At 62.3% G+C, this 24,965-nt stretch carries 27 protein-coding genes; 14 read left to right on the forward strand and 13 right to left on the reverse strand.

Translation table 11 applies throughout. The annotated features are described in order from the left end of the window. Nucleotides 1–133: 133 nt before the first annotated feature. The 3 genes from ACZ5C7_RS06510 to ACZ5C7_RS06520 all read right to left on the reverse strand — a co-directional run bounded on the left by ACZ5C7_RS06510 (nucleotide 134) and on the right by ACZ5C7_RS06520 (nucleotide 3,350). Complete coding sequence (locus ACZ5C7_RS06510; RefSeq protein WP_464375539.1) at nucleotides 134–883, reverse strand: CPBP family glutamic-type intramembrane protease; 750 nt, start codon at nucleotides 881–883, stop codon at nucleotides 134–136. A 110-nt stretch (nucleotides 884–993) separates the two neighbouring features. After that, nucleotides 994–2,298, reverse strand: a complete 1,305-nt coding sequence (locus tag ACZ5C7_RS06515; RefSeq protein ID WP_464375540.1) for an outer membrane protein assembly factor BamB family protein — start codon at nucleotides 2,296–2,298, stop codon at nucleotides 994–996. Continuing rightward, nucleotides 2,295–3,350: a M48 family metalloprotease gene (locus ACZ5C7_RS06520; protein ID WP_464375541.1), complete on the reverse strand. Its 1,056-nt coding sequence runs from the start codon at nucleotides 3,348–3,350 to the stop codon at nucleotides 2,295–2,297. Before ACZ5C7_RS06520 ends, ACZ5C7_RS06515 begins: the two co-directional genes overlap by 4 nt. A 201-nt stretch (nucleotides 3,351–3,551) precedes the next feature. On the opposite strand from ACZ5C7_RS06520, the gene ACZ5C7_RS06525 reads away from it, so the two are divergent. Then, nucleotides 3,552–4,424, forward strand: coding sequence for an NAD+ synthase (locus ACZ5C7_RS06525; RefSeq protein WP_464375542.1), 873 nt, complete (start codon nucleotides 3,552–3,554; stop codon nucleotides 4,422–4,424). A 26-nt stretch (nucleotides 4,425–4,450) separates the two neighbouring features. Here ACZ5C7_RS06525 and ACZ5C7_RS06530 read toward each other — a convergent pair whose 3' ends face one another. Both ACZ5C7_RS06530 and ACZ5C7_RS06535 read right to left on the reverse strand, forming a co-directional pair. After that, on the reverse strand, nucleotides 4,451–4,861 hold the full coding sequence (locus tag ACZ5C7_RS06530) for a hypothetical protein (protein ID WP_464375543.1): 411 nt from the start codon (nucleotides 4,859–4,861) through the stop codon (nucleotides 4,451–4,453). A 61-nt stretch (nucleotides 4,862–4,922) separates the two neighbouring features. Continuing rightward, on the reverse strand, nucleotides 4,923–5,219 hold the full coding sequence (locus ACZ5C7_RS06535) for a winged helix-turn-helix transcriptional regulator (protein ID WP_464375544.1): 297 nt from the start codon (nucleotides 5,217–5,219) through the stop codon (nucleotides 4,923–4,925). Between the two features lie 288 nt (nucleotides 5,220–5,507). Between ACZ5C7_RS06535 and ACZ5C7_RS06540 the strand changes: the two genes are divergently transcribed. From ACZ5C7_RS06540 to ACZ5C7_RS06560, 5 genes are all read left to right on the forward strand, one after another. Continuing rightward, a complete protein-coding gene (locus tag ACZ5C7_RS06540; RefSeq protein WP_464375545.1) occupies nucleotides 5,508–5,825 on the forward strand; it encodes an EMC6-like membrane protein in 318 nt (105 codons plus the stop codon). Between the two features lie 2 nt (nucleotides 5,826–5,827). Next, a complete protein-coding gene (locus ACZ5C7_RS06545) occupies nucleotides 5,828–7,642 on the forward strand; it encodes a ribosome biogenesis/translation initiation ATPase RLI (protein ID WP_464375546.1) in 1,815 nt (604 codons plus the stop codon). An 81-nt stretch (nucleotides 7,643–7,723) separates the two neighbouring features. Continuing rightward, nucleotides 7,724–8,041 (forward strand): hypothetical protein, encoded by a 318-nt coding sequence (locus ACZ5C7_RS06550; RefSeq protein WP_464375547.1) that lies wholly within the window; start codon nucleotides 7,724–7,726, stop codon nucleotides 8,039–8,041. 91 nt (nucleotides 8,042–8,132) lie between these two features. Next, on the forward strand, nucleotides 8,133–8,807 hold the full coding sequence (locus ACZ5C7_RS06555; RefSeq protein WP_464375548.1) for a helix-turn-helix domain-containing protein: 675 nt from the start codon (nucleotides 8,133–8,135) through the stop codon (nucleotides 8,805–8,807). Between the two features lie 17 nt (nucleotides 8,808–8,824). Next, nucleotides 8,825–9,508, forward strand: a complete 684-nt coding sequence (locus ACZ5C7_RS06560) for a hypothetical protein (RefSeq protein WP_464375549.1) — start codon at nucleotides 8,825–8,827, stop codon at nucleotides 9,506–9,508. 51 nt (nucleotides 9,509–9,559) lie between these two features. Here the strand turns inward: ACZ5C7_RS06560 and ACZ5C7_RS06565 are convergent, their stop codons facing one another. The 3 genes from ACZ5C7_RS06565 to ACZ5C7_RS06575 all read right to left on the reverse strand — a co-directional run bounded on the left by ACZ5C7_RS06565 (nucleotide 9,560) and on the right by ACZ5C7_RS06575 (nucleotide 11,819). Next, nucleotides 9,560–10,369 (reverse strand): hypothetical protein, encoded by an 810-nt coding sequence (locus ACZ5C7_RS06565; protein WP_464375550.1) that lies wholly within the window; start codon nucleotides 10,367–10,369, stop codon nucleotides 9,560–9,562. 173 nt (nucleotides 10,370–10,542) lie between these two features. Further along, nucleotides 10,543–11,232, reverse strand: a complete 690-nt coding sequence (locus ACZ5C7_RS06570) for a class I SAM-dependent methyltransferase (protein ID WP_464375551.1) — start codon at nucleotides 11,230–11,232, stop codon at nucleotides 10,543–10,545. 65 nt (nucleotides 11,233–11,297) lie between these two features. Next, a complete protein-coding gene (locus ACZ5C7_RS06575; protein ID WP_464375552.1) occupies nucleotides 11,298–11,819 on the reverse strand; it encodes an archaemetzincin family Zn-dependent metalloprotease in 522 nt (173 codons plus the stop codon). 39 nt (nucleotides 11,820–11,858) lie between these two features. Here ACZ5C7_RS06575 and ACZ5C7_RS06580 point away from each other — a divergent pair, with 39 nt between their 5' ends. Continuing rightward, complete coding sequence (locus ACZ5C7_RS06580; protein ID WP_464375553.1) at nucleotides 11,859–12,251, forward strand: UPF0146 family protein; 393 nt, start codon at nucleotides 11,859–11,861, stop codon at nucleotides 12,249–12,251. A gap of 96 nt (nucleotides 12,252–12,347) precedes the next feature. Further along, entirely contained in the window at nucleotides 12,348–12,926 is a 579-nt protein-coding gene (locus ACZ5C7_RS06585) for a DUF3267 domain-containing protein (protein WP_464375554.1), read from the forward strand. Between the two features lie 36 nt (nucleotides 12,927–12,962). Here ACZ5C7_RS06585 and ACZ5C7_RS06590 read toward each other — a convergent pair whose 3' ends face one another. Beyond that, nucleotides 12,963–14,399, reverse strand: a complete 1,437-nt coding sequence (locus ACZ5C7_RS06590; protein WP_464375555.1) for an MATE family efflux transporter — start codon at nucleotides 14,397–14,399, stop codon at nucleotides 12,963–12,965. Nucleotides 14,400–14,538: 139 nt separating this feature from the next. Between ACZ5C7_RS06590 and ACZ5C7_RS06595 the strand changes: the two genes are divergently transcribed. The 3 genes from ACZ5C7_RS06595 (at nucleotide 14,539) to ACZ5C7_RS06605 (ending at nucleotide 18,177) form a co-directional block, all read left to right on the forward strand. Beyond that, nucleotides 14,539–15,414: a TIGR01548 family HAD-type hydrolase gene (locus ACZ5C7_RS06595; protein ID WP_464378407.1), complete on the forward strand. Its 876-nt coding sequence runs from the start codon at nucleotides 14,539–14,541 to the stop codon at nucleotides 15,412–15,414. Between the two features lie 97 nt (nucleotides 15,415–15,511). Further along, nucleotides 15,512–16,438, forward strand: coding sequence for a matrixin family metalloprotease (locus ACZ5C7_RS06600; RefSeq protein ID WP_464375556.1), 927 nt, complete (start codon nucleotides 15,512–15,514; stop codon nucleotides 16,436–16,438). Between the two features lie 95 nt (nucleotides 16,439–16,533). Continuing rightward, on the forward strand, nucleotides 16,534–18,177 hold the full coding sequence (locus ACZ5C7_RS06605; protein ID WP_464375557.1) for an FAD-dependent oxidoreductase: 1,644 nt from the start codon (nucleotides 16,534–16,536) through the stop codon (nucleotides 18,175–18,177). A gap of 14 nt (nucleotides 18,178–18,191) precedes the next feature. Here ACZ5C7_RS06605 and ACZ5C7_RS06610 read toward each other — a convergent pair whose 3' ends face one another. Next, nucleotides 18,192–19,016: a glycerophosphodiester phosphodiesterase gene (locus ACZ5C7_RS06610; RefSeq protein WP_464375558.1), complete on the reverse strand. Its 825-nt coding sequence runs from the start codon at nucleotides 19,014–19,016 to the stop codon at nucleotides 18,192–18,194. A 108-nt stretch (nucleotides 19,017–19,124) separates the two neighbouring features. Further along, nucleotides 19,125–20,027: an alpha/beta fold hydrolase gene (locus ACZ5C7_RS06615; protein ID WP_464375559.1), complete on the reverse strand. Its 903-nt coding sequence runs from the start codon at nucleotides 20,025–20,027 to the stop codon at nucleotides 19,125–19,127. 41 nt (nucleotides 20,028–20,068) lie between these two features. On the opposite strand from ACZ5C7_RS06615, the gene ACZ5C7_RS06620 reads away from it, so the two are divergent. Both ACZ5C7_RS06620 and ACZ5C7_RS06625 read left to right on the forward strand, forming a co-directional pair. Further along, nucleotides 20,069–20,473 carry a hypothetical protein gene (locus tag ACZ5C7_RS06620; RefSeq protein ID WP_464375560.1) on the forward strand — a complete coding sequence of 135 codons (405 nt, stop codon included), beginning with the start codon at nucleotides 20,069–20,071 and terminating at the stop codon, nucleotides 20,471–20,473. 178 nt (nucleotides 20,474–20,651) lie between these two features. Continuing rightward, nucleotides 20,652–22,067: a hypothetical protein gene (locus tag ACZ5C7_RS06625; protein WP_464375561.1), complete on the forward strand. Its 1,416-nt coding sequence runs from the start codon at nucleotides 20,652–20,654 to the stop codon at nucleotides 22,065–22,067. A gap of 18 nt (nucleotides 22,068–22,085) precedes the next feature. On the opposite strand, the gene ACZ5C7_RS06630 is transcribed toward ACZ5C7_RS06625, so the two are convergent. Next, nucleotides 22,086–23,258, reverse strand: coding sequence for an MFS transporter (locus ACZ5C7_RS06630; protein WP_464375562.1), 1,173 nt, complete (start codon nucleotides 23,256–23,258; stop codon nucleotides 22,086–22,088). 160 nt (nucleotides 23,259–23,418) lie between these two features. Further along, on the reverse strand, nucleotides 23,419–23,820 hold the full coding sequence (locus tag ACZ5C7_RS06635; RefSeq protein WP_464375563.1) for a hypothetical protein: 402 nt from the start codon (nucleotides 23,818–23,820) through the stop codon (nucleotides 23,419–23,421). 238 nt (nucleotides 23,821–24,058) lie between these two features. On the opposite strand from ACZ5C7_RS06635, the gene npdG reads away from it, so the two are divergent. Further along, the gene (npdG, locus tag ACZ5C7_RS06640) at nucleotides 24,059–24,724 is read left to right on the forward strand and encodes an NADPH-dependent F420 reductase (RefSeq protein WP_464375564.1); all 666 of its coding nucleotides are present in this window, start codon (nucleotides 24,059–24,061) and stop codon (nucleotides 24,722–24,724) included. The last annotated feature ends 241 nt before the right edge of the window (nucleotides 24,725–24,965 follow it).

Here is a 24,965-nt window from a genome sequence, read left to right on the forward strand (position 1 = left end):
TAGAGCAGGCGATCGATCAGAAGGACCCGATTACGGTTGTGCCCTCCTAAGCAGTTGGACCGCGAGCGAGCGCAGTGAGTGAGCGGCCTTTTTGGTGGAGATAAGCGACCCGTGAGGCCGAGGGTTCGACAGGTCAATTGAACCGTTTCCGAGTGAGGTAGAGGATGACCGCGGTGACGAGGAGAATACCGAGGTAGGCTGTTGCTTCTTCCCAGCCGAATACGATACTGTCGAGTGTCCCCTGTGAGCTTCCGATAGCCCACAGGATCGGCCAGAGAACGAGGAGGTTCCGGTCGAACGCACGAAAGAGTGCCCCATGAATAGCCCCGAAAAACAAGAGGACGAGTAATCCGGCCAGTGTCGTCGTTCCCACGTGAAACAATGCGAAGGCGGCGCCAGCGAGTACGATACCGGGGCCAGCACCGAACGCCTGCTCGAACCGAATCTGAAGCCATCCGTGGACGAAAAACGGTTCCCAAATCATCAGCCCGACCGTGACGATATGAGGGACTAAAACGGCGGCAGGTTCGTTCACAAAGATGAGGCCGGGAAGGAGTACCAGCGCAGCAATAGTTGATGCAACGACAGCTCGCCGCCACCCGTGAGTCGTAATACCGAGCTCCGAGAGCGGCTCGTTTCGCACATAACACGCGTAGTAAATGGGGAACACAATAGTGAGAGCGAAGTTTCCGACCAGCAAGAACAGGAGAAGTGACTCGGTCGAGTCGCGTACCGACTGTAAATAATAAATACCCCAGAGAGTGAGCAATGACAGAATCGCAACGACGGTATCAGCGTTCGGTTCGAATCGGACATCTCTCACCGTTGCAAACGCAGCGCTGATTCTCGTCTGTAGCGTCTTCGTGGAGAGAAAGCGAGCCATGGAAACAAATATGGCCCCCATCTAATAAAATATAAACAACACGTCTACCACAGCCACGGTGCAATTATCTAAAAGTAAGCGGATACCACGAGCCGAGCCGGCAGAGTACTTCACAGAACAGTAAACCGCCGTCCGGACGTTTTTCGGAAACCGTACAGCTCGCCGTTATCGACGACCACCAGTCGATCCTCGAGCGCGAACAGCTCACCCGAGCAACCGACCTCGGTCGGCACGGACGCCGTCCAGGCCGCCTCGCCGTCGGGGTCGAGAGCGATCAGCCCGCAGCGCTCCATCGCTTCGTCCGTCCCCTGTCCGTAGAGTCGCTCGCCGTCGGCGGCGACGTCGCCACGGATCGTGTAGGCCTCGTTCGTCCAACGGCGCTCGCCGGTCGACGTGTCGATCGCCGAGATCGTTCCATCGGCGTCGAAGTAGGCAGTCTCGCCGACGATAATCGGCTCGCTTAATGCACGCTCGAGCGCCACTCGTCCGCGACGGTCGTCAGAGTCGTCGATCACCCACAGTTCGTCCTCGCCGTCCGACGTTTCGATCCCGACGAGGGCGACGGATCCGGCCGCCTCGAGCCAATAGGGTGTCGACGGAAGCGAGCGGTCGACGACCACCTCGCCCGCGGAATCGTAGCCGAGGAGGACTGGGTCGTCGGTGCCGTCGTTGTTGATGTCCTCGTTATCAGCGTCGCTGTCGTTGTTGATGTCAGTATTGGCGTTGTCGTCGGGATCGCCGTCGTTGCCATCGGAGCTGTCGGTATCGACGGCGACGACCCACACAATCTCGCCACCAACCGCTACGGAGTCGATTTCGTCGAACGGTTCCGCCTCGAGGGCGATTGCAAACCGTTCCTCGCCGTCGTCCGGATCGAACGCGACGACTCCCTCTTCGTGAACGCCCGCAACGATCTCGTCCGACGCGGAGAGCGAGAGCGCGGACCCGCCCCAGTCGGTCGTCCACGCGGTTTCGGCATCGTCAGTGCTGTCCCGCCCGGAATCGTCGTCGGAGGGCGACCGCTCGAGGGCCGCCACGGTTTCGTCTTCGAGCGAGAAGAAGACCCGCCCGTTCGCGATGCTCGGCACGCCGGTGTACTCGCTCCCCGCGTCGCCGCTCCAGACCGTCGAACCGCTCGAGTCGGAGGCCGTAACGTGGGCGCCGTCGACATCCTCGAACCCGCCCGGAGCCGGCTCGCGACCGCTCCGATTGCGGATCCGGAAGAGGTGGGTCCCGTCCGAGCGCCAGCGTTCGTCGCTCGAGGAGCCAAAGCCGACGTTGTGTCCCGTCGACTCCTGCCAGTCGAGGTCTCCGCCGCCGGGCTGATAGCCGCAGCCGGCGACGACGGCCGATCCGGCGGTCGCGAGCGCGCCCAATACCCGTCTCCGGGAGAGGTCCGGGCGGTCGCCGTTCATTCGGTCACCCCCTCGCGCTCGAGTTCGCGAAGGTGCTCGATTCGGTCGCTCGTCTTCGGGTGCGTATCCGGAAAGATGTCGGTGCTAATCAGTTCCTTCGAACCGAACGCGCGGGATTCCAGCGGCGCGAGGTAGAGCGCTTCGGCCCCGCCGTCGAGCGAGCGAAGGTCCTCGTCCGGGAGTTCCGGCATCGTCCCGTCAACCTTCTCGAGCGCGCTCGCGAGGGCCGCCGGGGAGCCGGTGATGGTCGCGGCCGCCCGATCCGCGGCGTACTCGCGGTGTCTCGAGAGGACGCGATAGAGGAGGACGCTCGCGAACCAGAACATCGCCGACACCGCGAGCGTGATCAGTGCGCTGGCAACGATGACGACGATGGCGACAGCGATCCCGCGACCATCGCGGTTCCCGCCCGACGTACCGCCGCCGGATCCGAGCAATCGAAAGAGGCCGTACAGCACGTAAAAGGCCGCAATTGCGAGGAAGTAGGTGATCGTCGGCAGGAGCCAGGCCGTCGTCATCAGGTTCGCGTCTCGGTTCGAGAGGTGTGAGAGTTCGTGGGCCAGCGTCGCCTCGAGTTCCTCCTCCGAGAGGAGTTCGAGAAGCCCGGTCGTCACGACGATGCACTCCGTTCCGCCGCCGGCGACTGCGAACGCGTTGGGAACGTCGCTGTTGATGACCGCGACGTCCGGTTTTGGGATGTCGGCCTGAGCCGCGAGTCGAGTAACCGTCGCGTGGAGGGTCGGATACGCGTCGGCGTCGACGCGGCTCGCACCGACCGAATCGAGGACCGCTCTCGGCCCGTAGCGGTACTGGACGACGAGCCCACCGACGACGAAGACGGTCAGGAGCAGGGGGTCGACGTAAAACTCGCCGTTGTACGGCCGCTCGTTCGCCCACTCGAGCAGGGCGATTCCGACCGTGTTCGCGAGAAAGACGAACGTGTAGACGAACGCGAACGGGAGCAAGACGATCAGACAGAGCGCACAGAGCATCCGCAGACGTAACTCGCGATCGGGCTCGAGACCGGTTTCGAGGGCAAATTGGAGGGACATTGTGAACTGGGGCCGAGGTCGTACCAGCTACTGGAACCGTCCGAAAAATAAACCTGTCTACGGAGAGATGTGACGGACTCGACTGGTAACGGTACGCACTTTCTGGCTACTAGTTGTTTAAGGTGTACTTCTAAATACGAGTAGAATATCGAATAATTCAGACGATGACTAGCTACTCTCTGCGCCGTAGCGGTGAAAAACGTGAATATTGACAAACAAAGTCACGCATCCGATGGGAGCCTGTTCCTGACCGATCGGGACAGCCTGCGGACCGTCCACGAGCGCGCGACATCCTCCATTGAATCGATTGTCGACGAAGCCGATGCCGACGGCGTCGTCGTCGCGATGAGCGGCGGCGTCGACTCCACCCTGACCGCGACGCTCGCCGCCGACGCGGTCGGAAGCGAACGGGTACTCGCGCTCGGATTACCGTATCACAAGACGGAGCAAGCGGACATGACCGACGCTCGAGCGGCCGCCGAGGAACTCGAGATCGAGTTTCGAGAGATCCACCTCCGATCGTTGATCAGTGCCTTCGACGAGACGGTCTCGCCCGCGCTCGAGCCGGATCAGGAATCGATGTCTCGACCGAACCAGCGCAATCACGCGCTCGGAAACGTCGCCGCGCGGATGCGGATGGTTTCGCTGTACTACGCGGCGAATCGTCAGTCACGAATCGTTCTCGGAACGGCGAACCGCTCGGAGTCGTTGCTCGGTTACTTTACCAAGTACGGCGACGGTGCCGCCGACTGCTATCCGGTCGGCGACCTCTATAAGACGGAGGTCCGCGCGCTCGCGAGCTATCTCGGCGTCCCCGACGACATCATCGATAAGGAGCCAACGGCCGGGTTCTACGTCGGACAAACGGATGCGGACGAACTCGGCGCACCGTACGCCGTCATCGATCCGTTGCTGGAACGAGTCGTCGACCGGAACCAGTCGCTCGAGACCGCTATCGACGAGATGGGGATCGACCGAACGACTGCCGAAGACGTGCTGGCGATGTACGGCGCGTCCGAACACAAACGAACCGTCCCGCCGACGCCCGGAATCGGCGAGCGAACCGAACGATAGCAAGAACTCGATTTCCGCCGGCGAGCTTAGTCGCTTCCGACTCGGTACAGATCGGTGTTGCGCCAGTAAAACAACCCCCAGGCGGTGACGAAGCCGGCGATCATCCCCAACAACTCGCGGAGAAGTTGCCTCAATCCGGCATCGAGTGCGAACGTGACGGCGAACCCGGACGCGACAATCGCCCCCAGCAGGATGAAAAACACATCGCCGAAGATGCTCGCTTTCGAACTCTCCCAGTAGTGTTCGCGGTCGTCGTCGTACCAGACGCTGATGTAGATGACGACGACTGACATTCCGGCTATGAGAGTTACGACGTGGTAATCCTCGGTAAGTCCGATCGGACCAAGAACAGTAGCGTTGAGAAGTTGTGATACCATCGCCATCCCGAACAATCCGATCAACAGCCAACCCCACTGTGGAAGCCGCTCTTTGTCCATACTCGAGAACGTCACCGCGTTAAAATAATCCTGCCGTTCTCACAGTTACGCCGGGGACGGATTATTCGGCACAGCAGGCGTCTTTCTCCGCGGGTGCCTCCTCGACACCGTTTCCGTCGGCCGCGACCGGTTCCTCGATTCGATAGAGACTCTGGCGAGCATCGGCGAAGTAGATATCCTCGTCGACGATGCCGATCTCCTCGAGTCGCTCGAGGGCGTAGCGGACCGTTCGGGCAGAGAGCATCGACTCCTGAACGATCTGTTTTTGGGTCAGCGGACCATCGTACTCGAGTACCTTGAAAACGAGTTTGGCACTCGGCGGCAGATCTTCGATTTCCTCTCCGTCGGTCTCTTCCATACTACGAATCGAAAACTCCCAGAAGCATAAAAGTTGAGCCTTGCTCCCGGGGCATCCGCATAAGTATTCCAACCGCCTCTTGAGAAAAAATCCGGTATGGATCGTTACAGCCGCGATATCTGTCTAATTGACCGGTCAGTCAGTATCGGCCGCAATCGTTCCATTCGGCCAGAGAATACGAACGCACCCCCTACGGAGGGACGACAAACTGTGGATACTCGAGCGCCAGAACGTCCGCGTTCCCGACAATGCGAACGGCTTTTCACCGACGGCGACAGAGTGCGTCTCATGTCGACGGAATCGATTAGCGACCGATACGAGCACATTCGCTCGATCAGCGTGACGGCGCTGTCAGCGTTGCTCGGGGTCGTAGCCGCGTTTGTCTGTCTCTCTCTTTACGGGACGGGCGATGCCGGTGCGCAAAATCAGGAGGCGCTATTGATCGTCCTCGGAGCGATCATTATCCAGTTCCCACTCATTCAGGTGTCTGGAATCTACGGCGAGGACGAGTTCGGGTTCAAACACTACCTGTTCATCGCGTTCATGACCTTCTCGCTGTGGTTCGTGACGTGGGGTATTTTGCTCACGACGGAGGTCACGATTTAACGATGGCAGACGATAGCATCGCCGTCGTAGACTTGGACCGATGTCAGCCGGATCGGTGTAACTACGAGTGCAAGAACTACTGTCCGCCAAATCGGACGGGAAAGGAGTGTATCACACTCCGCGGCGAGGAGCCCGATCAGGGCCAGCCCGAACAGGTCCGCATCTCCGAAGAGATTTGTCTCGGTGAAACCTGCGGTATCTGCGTCGAGAAGTGTCCCTTCGACGCCATCGAGATCATCAACTTGCCACAGGAACTCGAGGACGAGCCGATCCACCGCTACGGCGAGAACGCCTTCTCGCTGTACGGACTCCCCGCCCCACAGGAGGGGCAGGTCACCGGGATCCTCGGCCCGAACGGGATCGGGAAAACGACCGCGGTCCGGATCCTCGCGGGCGAACTCGAGCCCAACCTCGGCCGGTACAACGAGTCACCGGGCTGGGAGGAAGTGTTAGACGCCTACCGGGGCACCGAACTGCAGGACTACATCGCGGACGTCCGCGACGGCAACGTCACCGTCTCGAGGAAACCCCAGTACGTCGATCAGATTCCGGAGCAGTTCGACGGCAACACGCGACAGTTGCTCGAGGAAACCGACGAACGCGACGCGCTCGACTATCTCGTCGAGCGGCTCTCGATCGGTCCCGTCATGGACCAGTCTATCGACGACCTCTCGGGCGGCGAGCTCCAGCGGGTCGCCATCGCGGCCACGCTCGCTCGCGACACCGACTTCTACTTCCTCGACGAGGTGACGCCGTACCTCGATATCAGCCAACGAGTCACCGCCGCGCGGCTCACCCGAGAACTCGCCGAAGAGGAGGGCAAGTCGGTGCTGGTCGTCGAACACGACCTCGCGATTTTGGACTTGCTTTGTGACACCCTCCACGTCGCCTACGGTGAGCCCGGCGCCTACGGTGTCATCACGACGCCGAAATCCGTCCGCAACGGGATCAACGAGTACCTCTCTGGCTACCTCGAGAACGAGAACATGCGGATCCGTCCGAACCAGATCGAGTTCGAAGAACACGCCCCGCGGGACGCGACCCATCGCGATTCGCTCGTCGAGTACCCGGACATGACGAAGTCCTACGGCGACGGCGAGTTCGAACTCGCGGTCGAGGGCGGCGAGATCATGGAAGGCGAAGTGCTCGGTATCGTCGGCCCGAACGGGATCGGGAAGTCGACGTTCGCGCAGTTGCTGACCGGCGATCTCGAGCCTACGACAGGCGACGCCGATCTGGATCTCGACATCTCCTACAAACCGCAGTACGTCACCATCGACCAGCACATGCGCGTCGACGTGTTCCTCTCGTCGATCACCGACCAGTTCGGCTCGTCCTATTGGAACACCGAAATCGCCCAACCGCTTCAACTCGAGCGGATCATGGAACAGAACCTCTCGGATCTCTCGGGCGGTGAACGCCAGCGCGTCGCCATCGCGGCCTGTCTTTCCGACTCCGCGGATCTGTACCTGCTCGACGAGCCATCCGCACACCTCGACGTCGAACAGAGGGTGCAGGCGACGAACGCGATTCGACGCCACGCCGAGATGCAGGACTCGACCGTGCTCGTGATCGACCACGACACCTACGTGATCGACCTGCTCGCGGATCGCCTGATGGTCTTCGACGGCGAACCGGCCCTCGAGGGCCGCGCCGGGACCCCACAGCCGATGCGCGAGGGGATGAACGACTTCCTCGAGAACCTCGATATCACGTTCCGCCGCGACGAGCGAACCTCGCGCCCGCGGATCAACAAGCCCGACTCGCAGTTAGATCGGGAGCAAAAACGCGAAGGCGAGTACTACTACTCGGTCTGATCGGAGCGATCGGTCGACCTGTTTTTGCCTCGAGTTGTTGACGATCGGAACGTTCATGCGAAGTGGTTATCATTTTGATGCATGAGTTCAGTTTCCCGCCGTCAGTTCTCACGCCGGTCCTCGGCGGTCGCGGTCCTCGGAATCTGCGTTGCCCTCATCGCAAGCGTCCTTACCGACCCCTTCGGTCTGTCGACGATCGCACTCGCCTACGGAATCGGGATCACGATCGCTGGCGCGGTCTGTTTTGCTATCGATTCGCCCGCAATCGTTCGATACTTTGGCGCGTTCGTCGCACTCGTCGCGACACAGTTGCTCCTGTTCAGCGGGGTACTCGGTCTCCTGGGTCTCGTCGGACTGCTTTCGGTCCTCGGGGTCGCGATAGTCAGTCGGCTCGAGTGAGTCCGTCGTGGTGACAACACGGCAAAGCGAGACCGGTGAGAGAAAAAATTTTGTATGGCTATCTCTATAGAGATAACTACGAGACAAACAGATGGTCGCCTATGAGCTGATCGATCCGACTGCTGCGAAAATCGTCTTAGCAGCGGATAGAGGTGACTCAATCAATCAAATAGCTAACAAAATTGGCAACTCGTACTCGTGGACGTACGAGTGGATCGAGCGGTTGGCCGATGAAAATATTATCGCTAAAACCGATACTGGAATTCGTGTTGTTGACCACGAGATGCGCCAATGTTACGAAGATATTATGGGGGCGGTTACCCGTCGCAGTCACGTTTCACCGGATGAAGCATACACCATCCCGCAGTTCGCTGGGATGGAATTCGCGTTCACCGAGATCGACGCTGCGTTCGTCTGGACCCACGGCGGGTACCAGATCGCTCGAGATACCGAAGATTATCCGATTTTTTTGCGGGTGCACGATCGCGATGTCGAACGATGGGAAGTCTTTCTCAACCGGTTCGGATTCGAGACTGCAATAGCCGAGCGGCCGCCTGCAAGCGACGTTGACGGGAGTATCTACTACGTCTTGTATCCCGTCGACAGCGGATTCGACATCGAATGGGTCGATGGACGTCCAGTAATTCCCGTAGAAAATGCAGTCGAGCAGATGCGAGAGAACCGTCCCGCGTACGAACCCGCGTTGGAGATGGTCGCAAACGAGTACGGAGTGGACATCAAAACGAATCACCACGACGCCAACTAAATGGAGATGAAAGACGGTTGAGCCTCACCGAACGACAAGCGGAACTGATAGAGACCCATCGGACGGTTCAAGATGCCGAATTACCCTACATCCTCGTCGGTGGGTGGGCCGTGTCAGCATTCCAAACGCGGTTCACAACCGATGTCGATATGGTGCTTCCAGAGTCTTCACTCGAGGAGTACGATACGGTCCTTACGGAGAGCGGGTATGCGAAAGTGTTCGACAACGATATCTCCAACGTGTATCAAGGACGCATCGTCCGGTATGAAAAGCCGGTAGGGGAGAACGTCGTCGAATTCGATGCGCTCGTGGGAGCGCTTCGGTGTCGACAGACCGACGCCGAATGGTCGTATCGGTATCTCGAACAACACAGTACAACTGCATCCCTCGCCATTGCCGAAGATCTCGAGGTTCGGATTCCAGAGGCGGAACTACTCTTCGCGCTGAAACTACATAGTGGACGGCTTGCAGATACCCGCGATTTGGTCGTCGTCGGGTCGGAAGCGTCGTTCGAGCGAATCGAAAAGCACCTTCACCGTGGAGACAAGGAAGCACTCGAAACGCAGATAGCGAGCGTTCGCGACCGACTTACCGAGGACAGTTTTGAAGATTCGTTCAAGGGCGTCTTTCAACAAGAATCGCTCCCGGAAACGGATATCTCGTCACTCGTCGACTTTCTCTCTCAGCAGATAGCCGAATGAGATTGCGGCGAAGAGACAGCGAAATCTCGCGTGCTCAGTCCAGAAAGATGGTTAGTCAGCGTCGCCGCTGAGCGAATACGCGATCAAAAACCCGACCAGCGCGAGAATGAGGCCCGGTATCGCGTACGCAATCGCGGCGCTCGAGACGACGACACCACCCGTAACTCCAAACACCGCGCCAGCGGCGGCCGCGAGGACTCCCGCGAGAATCAGCCCGAGCGCGATCGAGACCGTCACAGCGTCGAATTCGCTTTCCTCGACGGGGTCGGGGCGTTCGCGCGGATCGACGAGTCGCCAGGTCGGCCCGGTTTCGGTCTTCTCGAAGCGGCCGCCCAGCGAGGACTCGAGCAGCGAGTTCACCGTCCGACCCGCCACGCGTGCGGAGTTCGTCCAGAGCCCGTCCCAGCCGGTCGTGTCGTCGTCCTCGAGATCCGCTCGCGTGACGAACACCGATTCGCCGACGAGGTGGCCCACGGAGGCGGCGTCGTAGCCGACGTCCTCGACGATTCGCGCCAGCAGAAAGTCCTCAGACCACGGGATGGGTTTCTCGAGGACGAACGAGGTCATCCGGTCGTGCGGAAGTGCGACCTCGAGACGAACCGTGGTCTCGTCGACCGTCTCGAGGTCGGTCACGCGTCCCTCGACGTAGCCCTCCGGCGTCGACATCACGTCGATGCGGCCGAGTTCGTCCTCAAGATCGCGTCTGCTAATCGTTTCGGGATCCTCGAGACGGTTTGGATCGTTGCTCCACGGCCCGGTCTCGAACTCGGTATCGCTCGAGAGTTCGTCGTCCAGCGACTCCTCGTCCGAGGAGTCGCCGGTCTCGATTTCGATTTCGATCTCCCGCTCGTCGTCGGTCATCGGCTCCCACCGGGGTTATCCCCGAGACGGTCGCTCATCACAGCCGCGCCAACCGAACTCTGCTGGGAGAGACTGTCGAGTATCACGGCAGTAGTGTCGACCGTTCGTAGGGCGCTCGAGCCTAAATCATTGTTCCCTCCGGTGGTGCGAAGCGACTGTCGGGCGGATCGACACTACTCGAGCGTGGCTCGAACGACGCCGAACAGTCCCTCCCCGTGGCCCTCGCGAACGAGTTCGGGTTCACCGTTTGCCTCAGTTTTGGGGGATTCAATCGTGGACTCGTCGAACACCGTCTGGAGCCGCTCGCGAACCACGAACCCAGCGGCCTCGAGATGGGTACAGACCTCTTCGCCGGTAACGAACTGGGCGTCCGCGTAGAACGGGCTCTCGTCTTTGTTCTCCTGATACGCCCGCCCCATCGGGCTCGAGCGATCGAGAAACGCGACGACGAGCTCCCCGTCGGACGCGAGGACGCGGCGGGTTTCCGCGAGCGCGTCCTCGATATCGTCGAGGAAACACCAGACGGTGACGAACACGACGCGCTCGAACGTATCGTCGCGCACTGGAAGCCGTTCGGCGACGCCTCGAACCGGATCGACGCCGCGGTCGTGAGCCTCGAGGAGCGGATTCATCGCCGGGTCGATTCCGACCGGGATCTCGAGCGGGCCGGCGAAGCGGCCGGTTCCGACGCCGACCTCGAGCGTGGTCGGTTTGACAGATTCGGCGTCGCTGGCCGCGGAGGGTGGCCGTTCCGTGAACACCCGCTCGAGAGCGGTTAGTTCCGCTCGATAGGCGTCGCGATTCGTCTCGAACCAGTCGTCGTACTCCGCAGTGAGGGTTTCGAAGGGGGCTGTGGTGGGCATTGATCCGACAAGGAAGGGAGGGGAAGAAAAACTAGGTGTTCAGAGGGAATGTCGCGACATCGAGCCTACTTGATTAAGCGCTGGCAGCTGCCACAGAGGTTCTCCTCTTTGATGTCGACCTCGCGAACCGTCGGCGAGAAGTTCATCACGCAGCGGTTGTTGTCGCAGTGTTCGAGCCCGTAGGTGTGGCCGATCTCGTGGACGATTTCCTTTCGGACCCGGTCCTCGAAGATGTCGGCGGCGCTCTTGTTCGAGAAGCCGCCGTCCGAGGATGTCTGAAGTCGATACGTCGAGACGACGCTGCCACTACCATCGAGGTAGGCGAGTCCGAAAACGTAGTTTCGGCGTCGGTAAAAGAGGTCATGTGGCGTGATCGCGATGTTCTTGTCGCCCCGGCCGGACCGTTCTGCGAGCTGGATGAACGCCTCCGCAGAGTACTGGTTTCGTCCGTCATCGTACGCACCGCTTGGAATCGACTGCGAATCGTTGACCGTCACCTCACAGTCGTAGACCGAACGCAACGCTGCGGAGGCCGCCCGCTTGACCTCCGCGGAAACGGATCCCACCGGAACGATATCGACGAGCATGAAAACGACTATGGCCGCAGGTGCCATAAACGTCCCGCCATGGCACACTCTCGCCAGAATATCGAAGCAATCCGAGATTACCTCTCGAGCGCAGATCGTGTGATCGAGGTGGGAATCGGGCGACGAACCGATCTGGCGAGTCTGCTGGCGAAATCGGGGGTTTCCGTCACTGCGACCGACATTCACGAGCGTGACGTACCCACGGGCGTAACGTTCGTTCGCGACAATATCGTCGATCCGGCCCTCGAGGTGTACGAGGGTGCGGACGCGATCGTCGCCCAGAATTTGCCACCCGAGTTGCATCGACCAACGCTCGAAGTCGCTCGAGCGGTCGACGCGACGTTCGTGTTTACGACCCTCGGCGGCGACCAGCCGACGGTGCCGGTCGAGAGAAAGACGATTCCCGGCGACACGCTGTTCATCGTCGAATGACACGCTGTTCGTCGTCGAGTAAGCCAACCACCCGATCGAGTTCGGAGACGGTCACCGACCCAGAACACTTAGGATTCCGTACTGCCGTTCTGGGATATGCTCGCGTTCATCGGGTTTTTCTTCAGTCTCCTCACCGCTCCCGGCGTCGTCGTCCACGAGTTCGCCCACAAGAAGGCCTGCGACCTAACGAGCGTCCCCGTCGTCGACGTCGCGTACTTCCGGCTGGGGACGCCCGCGGGATACGTGAAACACCGCGAACCCGACCGCTACTGGCAGTCGTTCGTCATCAGCGTCGCCCCGTTTCTGCTCAACACGGTGATCGCGTTCTGTCTGTTCGTCGGCTTCGCCGCGTTCGTGCTCTCGAGTGGCAGTCCGGACCTCGGGCTCGGTTTCGATCCGACTCTCACGACGACGGAAACGCTCGCGGTCGCGCTCCTGTTCGGCTGGCTCGGATTTAGCGTCGGCGTTCAGGCGTTTCCCAGCACCGGCGACGCGAAGACGCTGTGGAATCGATCGCGATCGGAATGGCGGCGCTCGCCCGTCGTTCTCCTCGGGGTTCCGTTCGTAATCGTGATCTACCTCGCGAACCTGCTCTCGTGGTTCTTCCTCGACGTGCTCTATGCCGTCGGCTTGCTGGCCCTCGCGGTACAGGTCGCGCTGGCGCTCGGGTTCTGAGAAGGGCGCAGATTTTGAGTTGGCGCTCGAGACCGGTCAGTCGGCGTCGGTTGCCGAGCCCGGACGATATCGCCGACTCACTTCCTTCCAGCGGCCCGTCCGGAAGAGCCAGTAGTTGATTCCGCCCGGAACGAACGTCTCGAGCAGGAAGGCGAGATAGAGGGCGGCGATACCGAGCGGGGTCGCCAGCCCCAGCGCGGCCGCGGGAAGCGCAAAGGCGTACCGACCGACGAGCGAGGAGACGAACGGCCAGCGGGTCGCGCCTGCACCGAGGAGGGCTCCCGCCGCCGCGCCGTCGATCCCGAAGCCGACCGCGCTGATCGCACCGATGGCGACAAAGATTGCGGCCTGGGAAACCTCGTCAGGGCTCGAGACGAAGATGCTGGCGATCGGTTCGGCGAACAGCACGACGAGGGCCGCCGCGGTGACGTAGATCACCAGAGAGAGTCGAATGATCGCGCCGCCGTAGGCCTCGGCTTCGTCCTCCTCGTTCGCCCCGAGGTGCTGGCCGACGAGCGAACTCGAGGCCAGGGACATCCCCCAGTTGATGCTGTTGATCAGGCTTCGCACGCGTCTGCCGACCTCGAAGGCGGTGACGATTACCGGACCGAACGCCGCCGTGATCCACAACAGCGGGAAGACGACGATCCCCTGTGCGAGTCGACGACCGATTTCGGGTATCGATATCTCCATCAGTTGACGGATGATCCCGACGTCCAAAAGGGGTCCCGCGCGGGTGATCGGAACGGGGCTGGGTTCCATCCCGAACCCGCCGTAGTTCCGCCCGACCATCCCCCACGCGAGGACGACGGTGACGAATCCCGTCGAGAGCGTGGTCCCGATGGCCGCGCCGGCGACGCCCATATCGAAGCCGAAGATGAGGAGCGCGCTGAGAATTATATTGAGCACCGCGCCGCCGCCGCGGGCCATCATCTCCGTGAACGTGTCTCCGATCCCGGTGTACGTCCGGCTGGCAATAAGATTGAGCAACTCGAAGAGAACGGCCGGCGCGACGAGGGCGAGATAGACGCTTCCGTGGTAAAGCGAGTCCGGATCGTTCGCGAGTACTCCGATCAACGGCTCCGCGAGGAAGAAATAGGCGGCCATGATCGGAATCGCGAACGCGATCGCCACCAGAACGCTCTGTTTGACCACGATCGATGCGCGTTCGGTCTGCTCGCCGCCGTAGTTCTGCGAGACGAGGGTGACGGTGCCGCCCGCGAGGCCGAGTCCCAGCATGGTCACGACCTCCCAGTAGGCTAACGCGAACGCGAGTCCCGCGGTTCCAGTCGTGCCGACCGCGATGCCGACCATCGCCAGGTCCGCCGTCTGCTTGGACATGATCGCGAACCCGGTCCCGATCCGGGGTAACGCGAGCTCCATCGTCGGCCGGAACCGCTCGGCGGAAATGACGCCGAGTCGCTCGAGCCCCCTCGCGACGATATCGACGACGGTCCCCGTTCGCCCACTCATCACGCGCCCATTTCGGGGACGGAGACTTCCGTTTGCTGGTTCGAGCCAGCCAGTTCACAGACGCGAGGTTCAGCCGACCGAATTCGGCGTGTTTTATCACCTCGAGTCCGTTCGGCCACGTATGAACGCAGCCCCCAGCATCGACGCCGACGCGGTCGTCCTCGACATCGACGGGGTGCTCGTCGACGTCGAAAACTCCTACCGACGAGCGATCATAGAATCCGTCGAGCGAGTCTATGACCGAACCATTCGCAAGGAAGACATCCAGCAGTTCAAGGACGCCGGTGGATTCAACAACGACTGGGAACTCACCTACGCGGCCGCCCTCTACGTATTGGCAACCGAAGAGGGGTATCGCGGCTCGATCGGCGAGTTTACCGACGGAATCGCGGCGAACGGGGGCGGTCTCGAGGCCGCTACCGCGGTCGTCCGCGAGGAGATCGGCGCGAACGCGATCCAACGCGTCAAAGGCCGGTGGGATCGCGACCGGCTCCGGGACGTGTTCCAACAGCTCTATCTCGGCGAAGAGCTCTACCGCGGTCTCGAGGGCGGCGACCCCGACATCGAAACGCGCGGATTCATCCACGACGAACCGGTGTTGCTCGAGGACGAGACGCGGGACGCCCTGACGGCAGACTACGACGTTGGCGTGGTGACCGGACGGCCGGAAGCCGAGGCCGAAATCGCCCTCGAGCGCGTCGGCCTCGAGATCGGTGCCGACGACCGATTCACGATGGACGATTGGGAGGAGGGCAAGCCACACCCTCGAGCGCTGACCACGCTCGCGGCGAAGTTCGACGCCGACACCGTCGTCTTCGTCGGCGACACGCTCGACGACGTGCGGACGGCCGTCAACGCGAGCGAAAACGATCCGGATCGAACCTACCACGGAATCGGCGTACTGACCGGCGGGCTGACGGGCGAGGACGGGCGGCAGAAGTACGACGAGGAGGGTGCGTCGGTCATCCTCGAGTCGATTAACGAGTTGCCGGACGTACTCGAGGGCGAAGATTGATTCTATCGACTGTGCTTTGTCTGGCCTCCTCGAATCCCGAAACGGTTGACAGAATGCGCCACAACACATAATGGCTGCACGATACGTCTGTGAATCAATGCGAACCGCCATCGGAGTCTTCGTCGTCGTTGGGCTCGTCGTGATGGCTGGTTGTGCAGGGCTCGGTATCGACGACGGCCTCGGGACGCCCTCGGACGGGACCGATGATTCGACCGCAGAATCGGACGTGCCCGACGCGAACCCCTACGGCGCGGAGACGCTGATAGTCGCGTACGACGACTCAGCCGTCGAGATGGACAAACGCCACGTCGTCGAGGATTCGCTAGAATACTGGGAGGAAGAGAGCGAGCAGTACGCCGGGTATCCGATCTCGTACGAACTCGATCAGTCCGATCCGGACCCGGACAAGCACATCGAGTTCGTGGCCGACCTCGAGCGCTGTGGCGAGGCGTTCGACTCGTTCCACATCGGTTGTGCGGACTACGTCACCGAGCAGGCTCCCGAGACGGCCGAGATCCGCGTCGAGGCAGGATACACGAACGCCACGCTCCGAAACACGACGAAACACGAACTCGGGCACACGCTGGGGCTCGACCACGACGACGAACCGCAGTCGATCATGGCTCCCGAACAGGAGCGAGCGATCGACCGGGACACGAACGTTCAGCTCCGCATCGCGGACGCATACGACGAGGGAAGCGTCGTCGAAGGGATCGAAACGGCGCTGGAAACGTGGGAGACTCACCTCGAATCCAAGGGGCACGAGACGACGACCACCGTGGATGTCGTCGAGGAGTTCGACGGCGACGCGGCGATCGCGTACAACGCGACCGACTCGCGCGACGCATGTGGCGAGGCGTTAGTGTGCCAAACTGACGACACGGACGAGGGAGACCTCGAAGTCACCACCGAATGGATTCACGAGGACGACCACGAGAGCGTGATGGGAAGCGTGTACGGCGCGTCCCAGGGGATCCAGACTGACGATGCTCCGCCCGAATATCAGCACGAACCTGGCAACTAACGCACTCCTTTTACTCCTGCCCCCGTCCTCGGCGCTCGCGGACCACTCCGTTCCCCGCTCGTTTTTTGCCGCCAGCGATTGTATCGACGGGCCAGATGGCAGACGAATTTACCCGGCCCGGCGACGACCTTCCCGGCGAGCCGACCTCACCCTGGCTCGCGACGACCCTCGAGGCCGGCTACGGCCCGCTCGAGTCGAACCTATCCGTCGACGTCGCCGTCGTCGGCGCGGGAATCGCGGGGCTCTCGGCGGCGATCGACCTGCGGGACCGCGGGAAGTCGGTCGTCGTCCTCGAGCGAGACTCCGTCGCGGCGGGCGTCACCGGGAAATCGACGGCGAAGCTGACGAGCCAGCACGGGTTGATCTACGACCACCTTCGCCGGGAGTTCGGCCGCGACGCCGCGGGGCGGTACGCGACGGTGAACGAGCGGGCGATCGACGAGGTCGAACGGCGAATCGACGATCTCGAGATCGATTGCGGGTTCGAACGACAGCCGTCGTACCTCTATAGCGACAATCGGGACGAGATCGAACGGGAGGCCGACGCGGCGACGGTGGCGGGGCTCGAGGCAAGCGAAGTTCGGTCCGTGCCGCCGTTCGAACGTGCCTCGGCGGCGCTGCGATTCGAGGATCAGGCGTGGTTTCACCCCCGGCGGTACCTCCTCGGGTTGGCCGAGGAGTTACATAGGAGTGGCGACGAGACTGGCAAAAGTCGAGAGAGTGGAGGCAGTGCTGATGAAAACGGGGAAATCGGAGACAAGACTGACGAAGGAGGTGAAACCAACGGCGAAACGGAGATCTACGAGCACACTCGAGTAACCGACGTCGAACCGGGGAACCCGTGTCGTCTTCGAACGGAACGAGGGGCCACCGTCACGGCCGGCAACGTCGTCGTCGCGACCGGCTATCCGATCCTCGATCGGGCGGGTTACTTCACCAGAATGCACCCGAAACGGTCCTACGTGCTGGGCGTTCGAATCCGCGGTGAGCCGCCGTCGGGAATGTACTACCGCCCCGGCGACCCGTACCGTTCGGTCCGGACCCACCGGGCGGGAGACGACGAGGAACCACTAGTGCTCGTCGGCGGCGAGAATCACAAAACCGGGCAGGGGGGCTCGACTGCGGATCGGTACCGGCGGCTCGCACGCTGGGCGCGCGAACGCTTCCGAGTCGAGTCGATCGACTACCGGTGGTCGACCCAGGACTACGTAACTGCGGACCGGGTGCCATTCGTCGGTCGAGCGGGCGTCGCCAGCGAGAACGTCTACGTCGCGACCGGCTTTCGCGGCTGGGGGATGACGAACGGCGTCGCCGCCGGGCGACTGCTCGCGGAGCTGATCGACGGCGAGCGACCGCCCGAAGCCGAGCTGTTCGATCCGCTCCGGTTCACGCCGAAGACCTCCGCGGCGGACGCGCTCACCGAAAACGCCGACGCCGCGAGCCAATTCGCGACCGATTGGCTCCGAACACTGTTCTCGCCGGACTTCGAGTCTATTTCACGGGGCGAAGGACGAGTCATCCGCGACGGGCCGAAGCCGATCGCGGCCGCTCGAGACGGCGACGGCGACCTCCACACCGTCTCCGCCGTCTGTACACACACCTACTGCGTCGTCGACTGGAACGACGCCGAGTGCAGCTGGGACTGTCCGTGCCACGGCTCGCGGTTCGCCCCCGACGGGACGATTCTCGAGGGGCCCGCTACCGAGGATTTGCCGCCTCGAGACGCGGATTCACACTGAGCGCGAGAAGGATTTTAGGATTCGATCGCGAGGTCGGGATAATCTGCGATGATCCCGTCGACGCCTGCCTCGGCGAGCTGGTCGAACTGAATCCACGTCTCGGCGGTCCAGACGTTTACCGCTCGGCCTTCCTCGTGTGCCACCTCGAGTAAGTCGATTTCCGGTTCGTCGTCCGAGAATCCGGCGTAGTCCGTTCTCGCCAGCGGCGTTTCCACGATCGCGTTTCGCGGCGGGTGAATCGCCTCGCAATCGTAGCGACGGGCGATCTCGAGGCCGGCCTCGATGTCGTCCCAGATCAGCGGGGCGACGGCGTAGGACGGCCCAATGTCGCGGACGGCCGCGAGCGGCCCCTCGCAAAACGAAGAAAAGAGGATTTCGCCGGCGAAGGCGTCACAGTCGGCGACGACCCGTTCGACGAACGGTTTCCAGACCGCCTTTCGCTCCTCGCGGTCGCTCTTCGGGAGCGACTCGCCGAAGCGAAGCGACTCCGTCCCGGGGTTTTTCAGTTCGACGTTGACGGCCATCGTATTCGGGATCGCCTCGAGAAACGTCTCGAGCGTCGGCACCGTGTCGTCGGTTCTGAGAACCTTCGCGCCCTGCACTTGCTCGAGGTCGGATTCCCAGACGAGGCCCTCGGCGTCCGTTAGGGGCCGGCCGTCGCGGGTCCCCTCGAGTCGCTCGTCGTGGATCACGACCGGGGTTCCGCAGGCCGCCGGCTGGACGTCGATCTCGAGCATCGACGCGTCGGTGTCTTCGACCGCGTTGCGTGCCGCGGCGACGGTGTTCTCCGGGGCGACGCCGGCGAATCCTCGGTGGGCGATGACGGCGGGCTCAGCCATTGGCGAAACGAACGAAGGCGGACGTGTTGTATCTGTTCCCGGCCGCTCGAGATCGTCTCAGGATCTGTCTACCAGACGAGTCCTCCGCCGCTCGAGGATTCGATCGCGTCACCTCGACGACTGCGCCTCGAGAACCGAACGAATTGCCGCCGTCGCGTCGGCTCTGCCCGCCGGCGAGGGGAAGTGTCGTTCCGCCGGCAACACTCTGTAGTCGACGTTCGGCGACAAGGTACGATGGACGCGCTCGCGGAGTCGATCGCCGGGAAAGAACGGATCGCGCTCGCCGGTGACGACCAGCGTCGGCGCGTCGAACCCCGACAGCGCGTCGGACCCGTCGGGTCCGGGAAAGTCCGCACTCAGATCTCCCGTCCGGAGCGCCGCGGCGATAGTCTCGAGGACCACGTCGTCGACGGTCTCGACCGGCTGGGTGAACATCGCCTCGAGGGCGCTGATGAGAAACCGTCTATGGGGGACGAAACGATAGGCCAGCGACGGGAGGATCACGCGGGCGAGATCCAACGAGAACGCGGTTCCGAACCCCGCGGGAACGACGAGCGCGGCCGCGGAAACGCGATCGGGAGCCGTCGCCGCCGTCTCGAGAAGGACGCCTCCGCCGTGGGAGATGCCGATCATCGCGGGGCGGTCGAGACCGAAGGCGTCGAGAACGTCGACGACCCACTTCCCGTATGAAGACGGCGCGACCGCGGCGCTCTTGCCGGGTTCGCCTATCGTGTCGGGCGCGATCAGTCGGTACTCGTCGGCGAGGGACTGGCACCACGATAGCGTGACCGGGTTTGTGACGTTCCCGCCCTGAAGAACGACCACCGGCGGCGCGAACGGATCGCCGGAGAGCAACGCGTGCGTTCGCCCGGCGTCGGTTTCGATCCACGCCTCTTCGACGGGAACGTCGAGCAGCGCCGCGACCGCACGGTCGTAGAGTTCGTCGAACGGCGCCCCACCGAACTCCTCGTCCGCGGTATCGCCGTCGTGATTCCGGCCCGGTGTGACCATGTACATTCCGTCCGTGGCGAATCGTCTTAACCGTCCGTGGGGTGCTCGTCGGCAGAGATATCGTCCGCGAGGCACTCGTTGGGTCGTTACACTGCCGCGTCGACCGATCGGGGAGACGGATCGATCCGGATCTCGAGTCGGTCTGCACGCAAACGTTGAAACGCCGCCCCGTAGAATCGCCGACCATGGCCGACGCGACGCTTTCGGACGTCGAATCCGCCCTCGAGCGGGCGACTGATCTCGAGACCGAGGCTGCGGTCGACCTCCTCGAGCGCGCCCACCGAAATCTCGAAGAACTCGCGGACGACCCGGACATCGACCAGGAGCACCGCCGAGCGCTCGAGAACCGACTCGAACAGCGGATGCGAGAGCTCCGAAATCGAGACGCCTACGACGGGGGCGACCTCGGGGCGGCGATAAACCCCGACGAGGACGACGCGCCGTAGCTCTCGAAGAGCGACAGCCAGAACGGGACGCTACAATCGTCTGCGGAAAACCCGTCGTAGGAGAAGAATAAAAATCGGTTTGAATCGCGAGCCTGCTCGCTCCTCGAGTCGAAATACTGCGTTTGATCGCGGAACGGTCAGCCTCCTTTTGCGTTCGGGCATCGAGTCGGCGTGCGCTATGAGGGGACGAGATCTCACGCGGCGGCGGGTGCTACAGGGGGTAACGACCGGAAGCATCGTCCTGGCCGGGACGCAACTCGGAGGTGGATCGGGTTTGCGCGGGCGAACCGAAGGGGATGCAACGACCGCACTCGAGACCGATGCCACGAACCGACAGATCGACACCTCGAGTCTGGAGATCGAAATCATCGAGACGAACGCGCCGGTCAACGCCGGCGAGTATCTGCAGGTGACCGCAGAGATCGAAAACACCGGTTCGTCGGCCGTTCGACCCGAGGTGGAGTTCGTCGTCGGCTACGCCGAAGAACGACTGGGACGGCGAACGATGACGATCGAAGCCGGCGAGACGGTGACGGTCAATCAGGGATTCGACACGTATCCGGTCCGGAGCGACGACGAATTCCCGGTTCGAATCGAAATCGACGGATCCGGAGCCGAACGAACCGTGGCGGTGCACGCGGCGTCGGAGCTCTCCACCGCGATGCCGGATAGCGAACTCGCCGTCCAGCCGGGAACGACGGTGCTGTTCGAGGTCGAGCCCGTCGATCCGGACGAAAGTCACGAGGTGAACTGGTGGGTCGACGGCGAGTCCACCGGGGCCTGGATGGGGCCCTGGACGGGCGCGTACTTCGCCGAAGTCGGGCGGTATTTCCACATGCACACGTTCGACTCCGCGGGAACGCACGAGATCGCCGCGTCGGTGGCTCGACGGGGGGATAGCGGGTTCGGCGGCGGGGACGAAACCTACGCCGCGTACTGGGAGATCGACGTCTCGAGCGGCAGCAAAGGATCGCCGTCGATCGAACGCCGAAGCCCGAGCGAAGAGACGCTCGAATTTTCGCCTGACGACGAGTTCGAGTTCGAACTCGAGGTCTCCGTCTCGGGCGCGGACAGATCCCTCGATCGAGTCGTCTGGTGGTTGACCCAGGCCGATTCCATCATCGACGTGACCGACCTCTCCGGCACGCTCGATACGGCGACGCTTCCGCTCACCGGGAGCGCACTCTGTCACACCTGCCGGGTCAGTCCCTGGATCGTCTGTGCGGACGGCACCACTCGAGAACTCGACGAGGCGTGGATCGTCAACCGGGTCGAAGATGACGATGGTACCGACGACGGAACGCTCGAGGTTCGGATTCTCGAGACGAACTCGCCCGTCGATGCGGGCGGGGTTCTCGAGGCGATTATCGAGATCGAGAACACGGGAGGATCGACCGCATCGGACGAACTCGAGTTTATCGTCGGCCACGACCCGGAGCGGGTCGACACGCAGGAGGTCACCGTTTCGGGCGGCGACACCGGAACCGCCACGCTCGAGTTCGAAACGTATCCGACCAGTCGGGACGAGCAGTTCCCAGTTCGTGTCATCGGCGCGGACGACGCGGACGAGACGATGGTCGAGGTGATCGCCTGAGCGAGACCTCCAATGACGCTAGTAGCCGAGCCCGAAGGCTCGGTTTGCCGTCAGGGCGAGAAAGGAGACGAAAAACAGGATCGCCAGCGACCAGAACGCGACGCCCCAGCCGAAGATGTCGGCGGTGAGGCCGACGCCGACCGATCCGCTCGCACCGAGGACGGTGTATACCGTTCGAACGAGGCCGAACCCGGTTCCGCGCTCTTCGACCGGGAGCGCGTCCATGAACCGCGGATCGATCGCCGCGAAGAAACTCGATCCGACGCCCGCGAAGGCGATTCCAAGGGCCATCGGAAGAAGCCCCGAGCCGAGCACAACCAACGGAATTCCGACCGCTCCGGCGAGCATCGAACTGCCGATCGCGACGTCCCGGCCGTACACGTCCGAAACGCGGCCGAGGACGATTTGGCCGCACGCCCTGATGACGAAAAAGACCGAAAAGGCGACGCCGGCCGCGGTCGGCGTGTAGCCGTGAAACGCGACGAGAAACGCGGGGAAAAACGATAGCAAGCCCTGCACGACGTACGTTCCGGCCATCGCGATGAGGAGCGGAAACGCGATCGTCGGTCGCGAGACCAGTCCGACCAGCGAGCGCAACTCGAGGCTCTCCCGGAGCGGTTCGTCCGGCCGTCGCGGTTCGGTCGGACGGATCCGCCAGACGAAGAGGACGAAAATCGGGACCCCGACGATCGCGGTCAACGCGACGGCGGGACGCCATCCGTACCGGACGCCGACCCAGGCTGCCGCAACCGGTGCGACCAGACCCGCGAGCGGCCCTCCGATCGAATGAAAGCCCACGGCGGTGCCGATATCGTCGAACGTCCGCGACAGCAGCGTCGTCGCGACCGCGTAGTGGAGCCCCGCGACGCCGCCGAGGGCGATCGCGGCCGCGACGAACGCGCCGTACAGCGGCGACAGCGCGAGTGCGACGCTCATCACCGTCGTTCCGCCGACGGCGACGAGGATAATCAATTTTTCACCGTACCGATCGGCGAGGATGCCGCTCGGAAACTGAGCGAGACCGTAGGCGAGCCACATCCCCGTTAGCGCGAACCCGATCAGCGTGTTCGTAATCCCGAAATCCTCGGTGATCAACGGGACGACCGGGCTGATCGCGAGGCGAGCGAAGTAGGTGACGAAAAACGCCAACAGACACAAAACGAGAACCGTGTGCCGATACTGCCAGTTCATGTGAGTGAGAGTCTACGTGAGTGACTCGAGCGAGCGCGCATGAGCGTGGCGTTTCCGGTACTCCGTGCTCGGTTAGGAGACGCGAGAAGAGTTTGACGCCACCTCGGAGTCGAAAATCACGCGTCGTCCCTTATCCCGTCCCTTGGGCCCTGTATGTGGTCTACGAACCTCCGCTTTCATCCGCGCGGAACCGTTCCGGGACGACCGTCTGCTCGGCGAGAAGTGCGACTGAGGACCCGACGAGACCGCCGACGATGAACGCATCGAAGAAAAAGAGGACGCCGCCAAGCGCGAGTTCGACTCCGAGTACGAGGAAGAAACAAACGAAAACGGCACCGAGTACCAGATACGTGAGCGATTCCCGTCGTTCGGCCGGAACGCGGTCACGAACGAGCCAGGCGAGCGGCCCGATAAGAAAAAACGCCGCGATGGCGTACCCTCCGGCCCAGATCCACGCGCTCGAGCCGTAGTTCAGAAGATCGGCGACGCTCTGGAGACCGAAGAAGGCCAAACAGCCGACGAGGAGAACGCGACGGGTTCGGGCCGATACTGAAAATCCCATGCGGATACGTATTTCCGTAGTGTCAAATGTCCTTTGGGACCTCGAAAGTCGGCTGCTGGGAGCGATCCCGAGAATAATCGGACGGTTGATCCCAGCGGCTCCGACAGGGGTCGCTCTTCTCCGCCACTCGCCGAACTCCGAACCCAGCGTCAATCGCGATTTGCCTCCCCAACCGGGATTCCGGCGAGTTCGGCCGAACTCCCTCCCTTTTATTCGAGTGCCACCCCGAGAGACGGGTATGCGAATCGCACTACTGGGCGGAACCGGCGATATCGGCGAAGGGTTGGCGTTGCGTTTTGCACACGACACCGACCACGAGGTTCTGATCGGCTCTCGAGACCCGGAGAAGGCTCGAGACTCGGTCGAAGAGTACGAGGAGATACTCGAGGATCGCGGCGTCGATTCGTCGGTCAAGGGATTCACGAACGAGATGGCGACCGATCGGGCGGACGTCGCCGTTCTCTCCGTGCCGCCGTACTACGCCGGCGACACCGTCGAAGCCGTCGAGGAGAAACTCGACGAGGACACGATCCTCGTCACGCCCGCGGTCGGGATGAAAGGCGACGAGGACGGGATGCACTATCACCCGCCGTCGGCCGGCAGCGTTACCGAACTCGTGGCGAGTCGAGCGCCCGACGAAACCCCAGTCGTCGGCGCGTTCCACAACCTCGCGGCGGGAGAGCTCTCGGACCTCGATCACGACCTCAACCTCGATACGCTCGTCGTCGGCGAGGGAACCGCTAAGGAGACGGTCACGTCGCTGGCAAGCGAGATCGACGGCCTTCGCGTTCTCGACGCCGGGCCGTTGGCGAACGCAGCCGAAGTTGAGAGCGTCACGCCGCTGGTTATCAACATTGCACGCCACAACGAGGAATTACACGACGTCGGCGTCAAATTCCACTAGTCGTCTCGACAACGGAGATTTCCACCAAGAAACGACGACAGAACGGGAGACGGCGTCGGACAACTATTATTCGGTGAGAAAATAATACAGCAAATCGGAGTTATATACGGTATTACTCCGTCGAGTGGTCGTTTTCGTCGATCGGTGGTCCGTCGATAGTCGGGTTCCAGAGAGGTATTCGTGCGCAGCGCCGGACCGATTCTCGAGGACACGCCTTCAACGGGAGTGGTCGGCGACAGAA

It is taken from the genome of Halostagnicola alkaliphila (assembly GCF_055379965.1).

Coding starts and splice junctions, on each gene's coding strand:
- ACZ5C7_RS06510 (WP_464375539.1), bottom strand. CDS start 883: ATGGCTCGCTTTCTCTCCACGAAGACGCTACAGACGAGAATCAGCGCT.
- ACZ5C7_RS06515 (WP_464375540.1), bottom strand. CDS start 2,298: ATGAACGGCGACCGCCCGGACCTCTCCCGGAGACGGGTATTGGGCGCG.
- ACZ5C7_RS06520 (WP_464375541.1), bottom strand. CDS start 3,350: ATGTCCCTCCAATTTGCCCTCGAAACCGGTCTCGAGCCCGATCGCGAG.
- ACZ5C7_RS06530 (WP_464375543.1), bottom strand. CDS start 4,861: ATGGACAAAGAGCGGCTTCCACAGTGGGGTTGGCTGTTGATCGGATTG.
- ACZ5C7_RS06535 (WP_464375544.1), bottom strand. CDS start 5,219: ATGGAAGAGACCGACGGAGAGGAAATCGAAGATCTGCCGCCGAGTGCC.
- ACZ5C7_RS06540 (WP_464375545.1), top strand. CDS start 5,508: ATGTCGACGGAATCGATTAGCGACCGATACGAGCACATTCGCTCGATC.
- ACZ5C7_RS06545 (WP_464375546.1), top strand. CDS start 5,828: ATGGCAGACGATAGCATCGCCGTCGTAGACTTGGACCGATGTCAGCCG.
- ACZ5C7_RS06550 (WP_464375547.1), top strand. CDS start 7,724: ATGAGTTCAGTTTCCCGCCGTCAGTTCTCACGCCGGTCCTCGGCGGTC.
- ACZ5C7_RS06555 (WP_464375548.1), top strand. CDS start 8,133: ATGGTCGCCTATGAGCTGATCGATCCGACTGCTGCGAAAATCGTCTTA.
- ACZ5C7_RS06565 (WP_464375550.1), bottom strand. CDS start 10,369: ATGACCGACGACGAGCGGGAGATCGAAATCGAAATCGAGACCGGCGAC.
- ACZ5C7_RS06570 (WP_464375551.1), bottom strand. CDS start 11,232: ATGCCCACCACAGCCCCCTTCGAAACCCTCACTGCGGAGTACGACGAC.
- ACZ5C7_RS06575 (WP_464375552.1), bottom strand. CDS start 11,819: ATGCTCGTCGATATCGTTCCGGTGGGATCCGTTTCCGCGGAGGTCAAG.
- ACZ5C7_RS06580 (WP_464375553.1), top strand. CDS start 11,859: ATGGCACACTCTCGCCAGAATATCGAAGCAATCCGAGATTACCTCTCG.
- ACZ5C7_RS06585 (WP_464375554.1), top strand. CDS start 12,348: ATGCTCGCGTTCATCGGGTTTTTCTTCAGTCTCCTCACCGCTCCCGGC.
- ACZ5C7_RS06590 (WP_464375555.1), bottom strand. CDS start 14,399: ATGAGTGGGCGAACGGGGACCGTCGTCGATATCGTCGCGAGGGGGCTC.
- ACZ5C7_RS06600 (WP_464375556.1), top strand. CDS start 15,512: ATGCGAACCGCCATCGGAGTCTTCGTCGTCGTTGGGCTCGTCGTGATG.
- ACZ5C7_RS06605 (WP_464375557.1), top strand. CDS start 16,534: ATGGCAGACGAATTTACCCGGCCCGGCGACGACCTTCCCGGCGAGCCG.
- ACZ5C7_RS06610 (WP_464375558.1), bottom strand. CDS start 19,016: ATGGCTGAGCCCGCCGTCATCGCCCACCGAGGATTCGCCGGCGTCGCC.
- ACZ5C7_RS06615 (WP_464375559.1), bottom strand. CDS start 20,027: ATGGTCACACCGGGCCGGAATCACGACGGCGATACCGCGGACGAGGAG.
- ACZ5C7_RS06625 (WP_464375561.1), top strand. CDS start 20,652: ATGAGGGGACGAGATCTCACGCGGCGGCGGGTGCTACAGGGGGTAACG.
- ACZ5C7_RS06630 (WP_464375562.1), bottom strand. CDS start 23,258: ATGAACTGGCAGTATCGGCACACGGTTCTCGTTTTGTGTCTGTTGGCG.
- ACZ5C7_RS06635 (WP_464375563.1), bottom strand. CDS start 23,820: ATGGGATTTTCAGTATCGGCCCGAACCCGTCGCGTTCTCCTCGTCGGC.
- npdG (WP_464375564.1), top strand. CDS start 24,059: ATGCGAATCGCACTACTGGGCGGAACCGGCGATATCGGCGAAGGGTTG.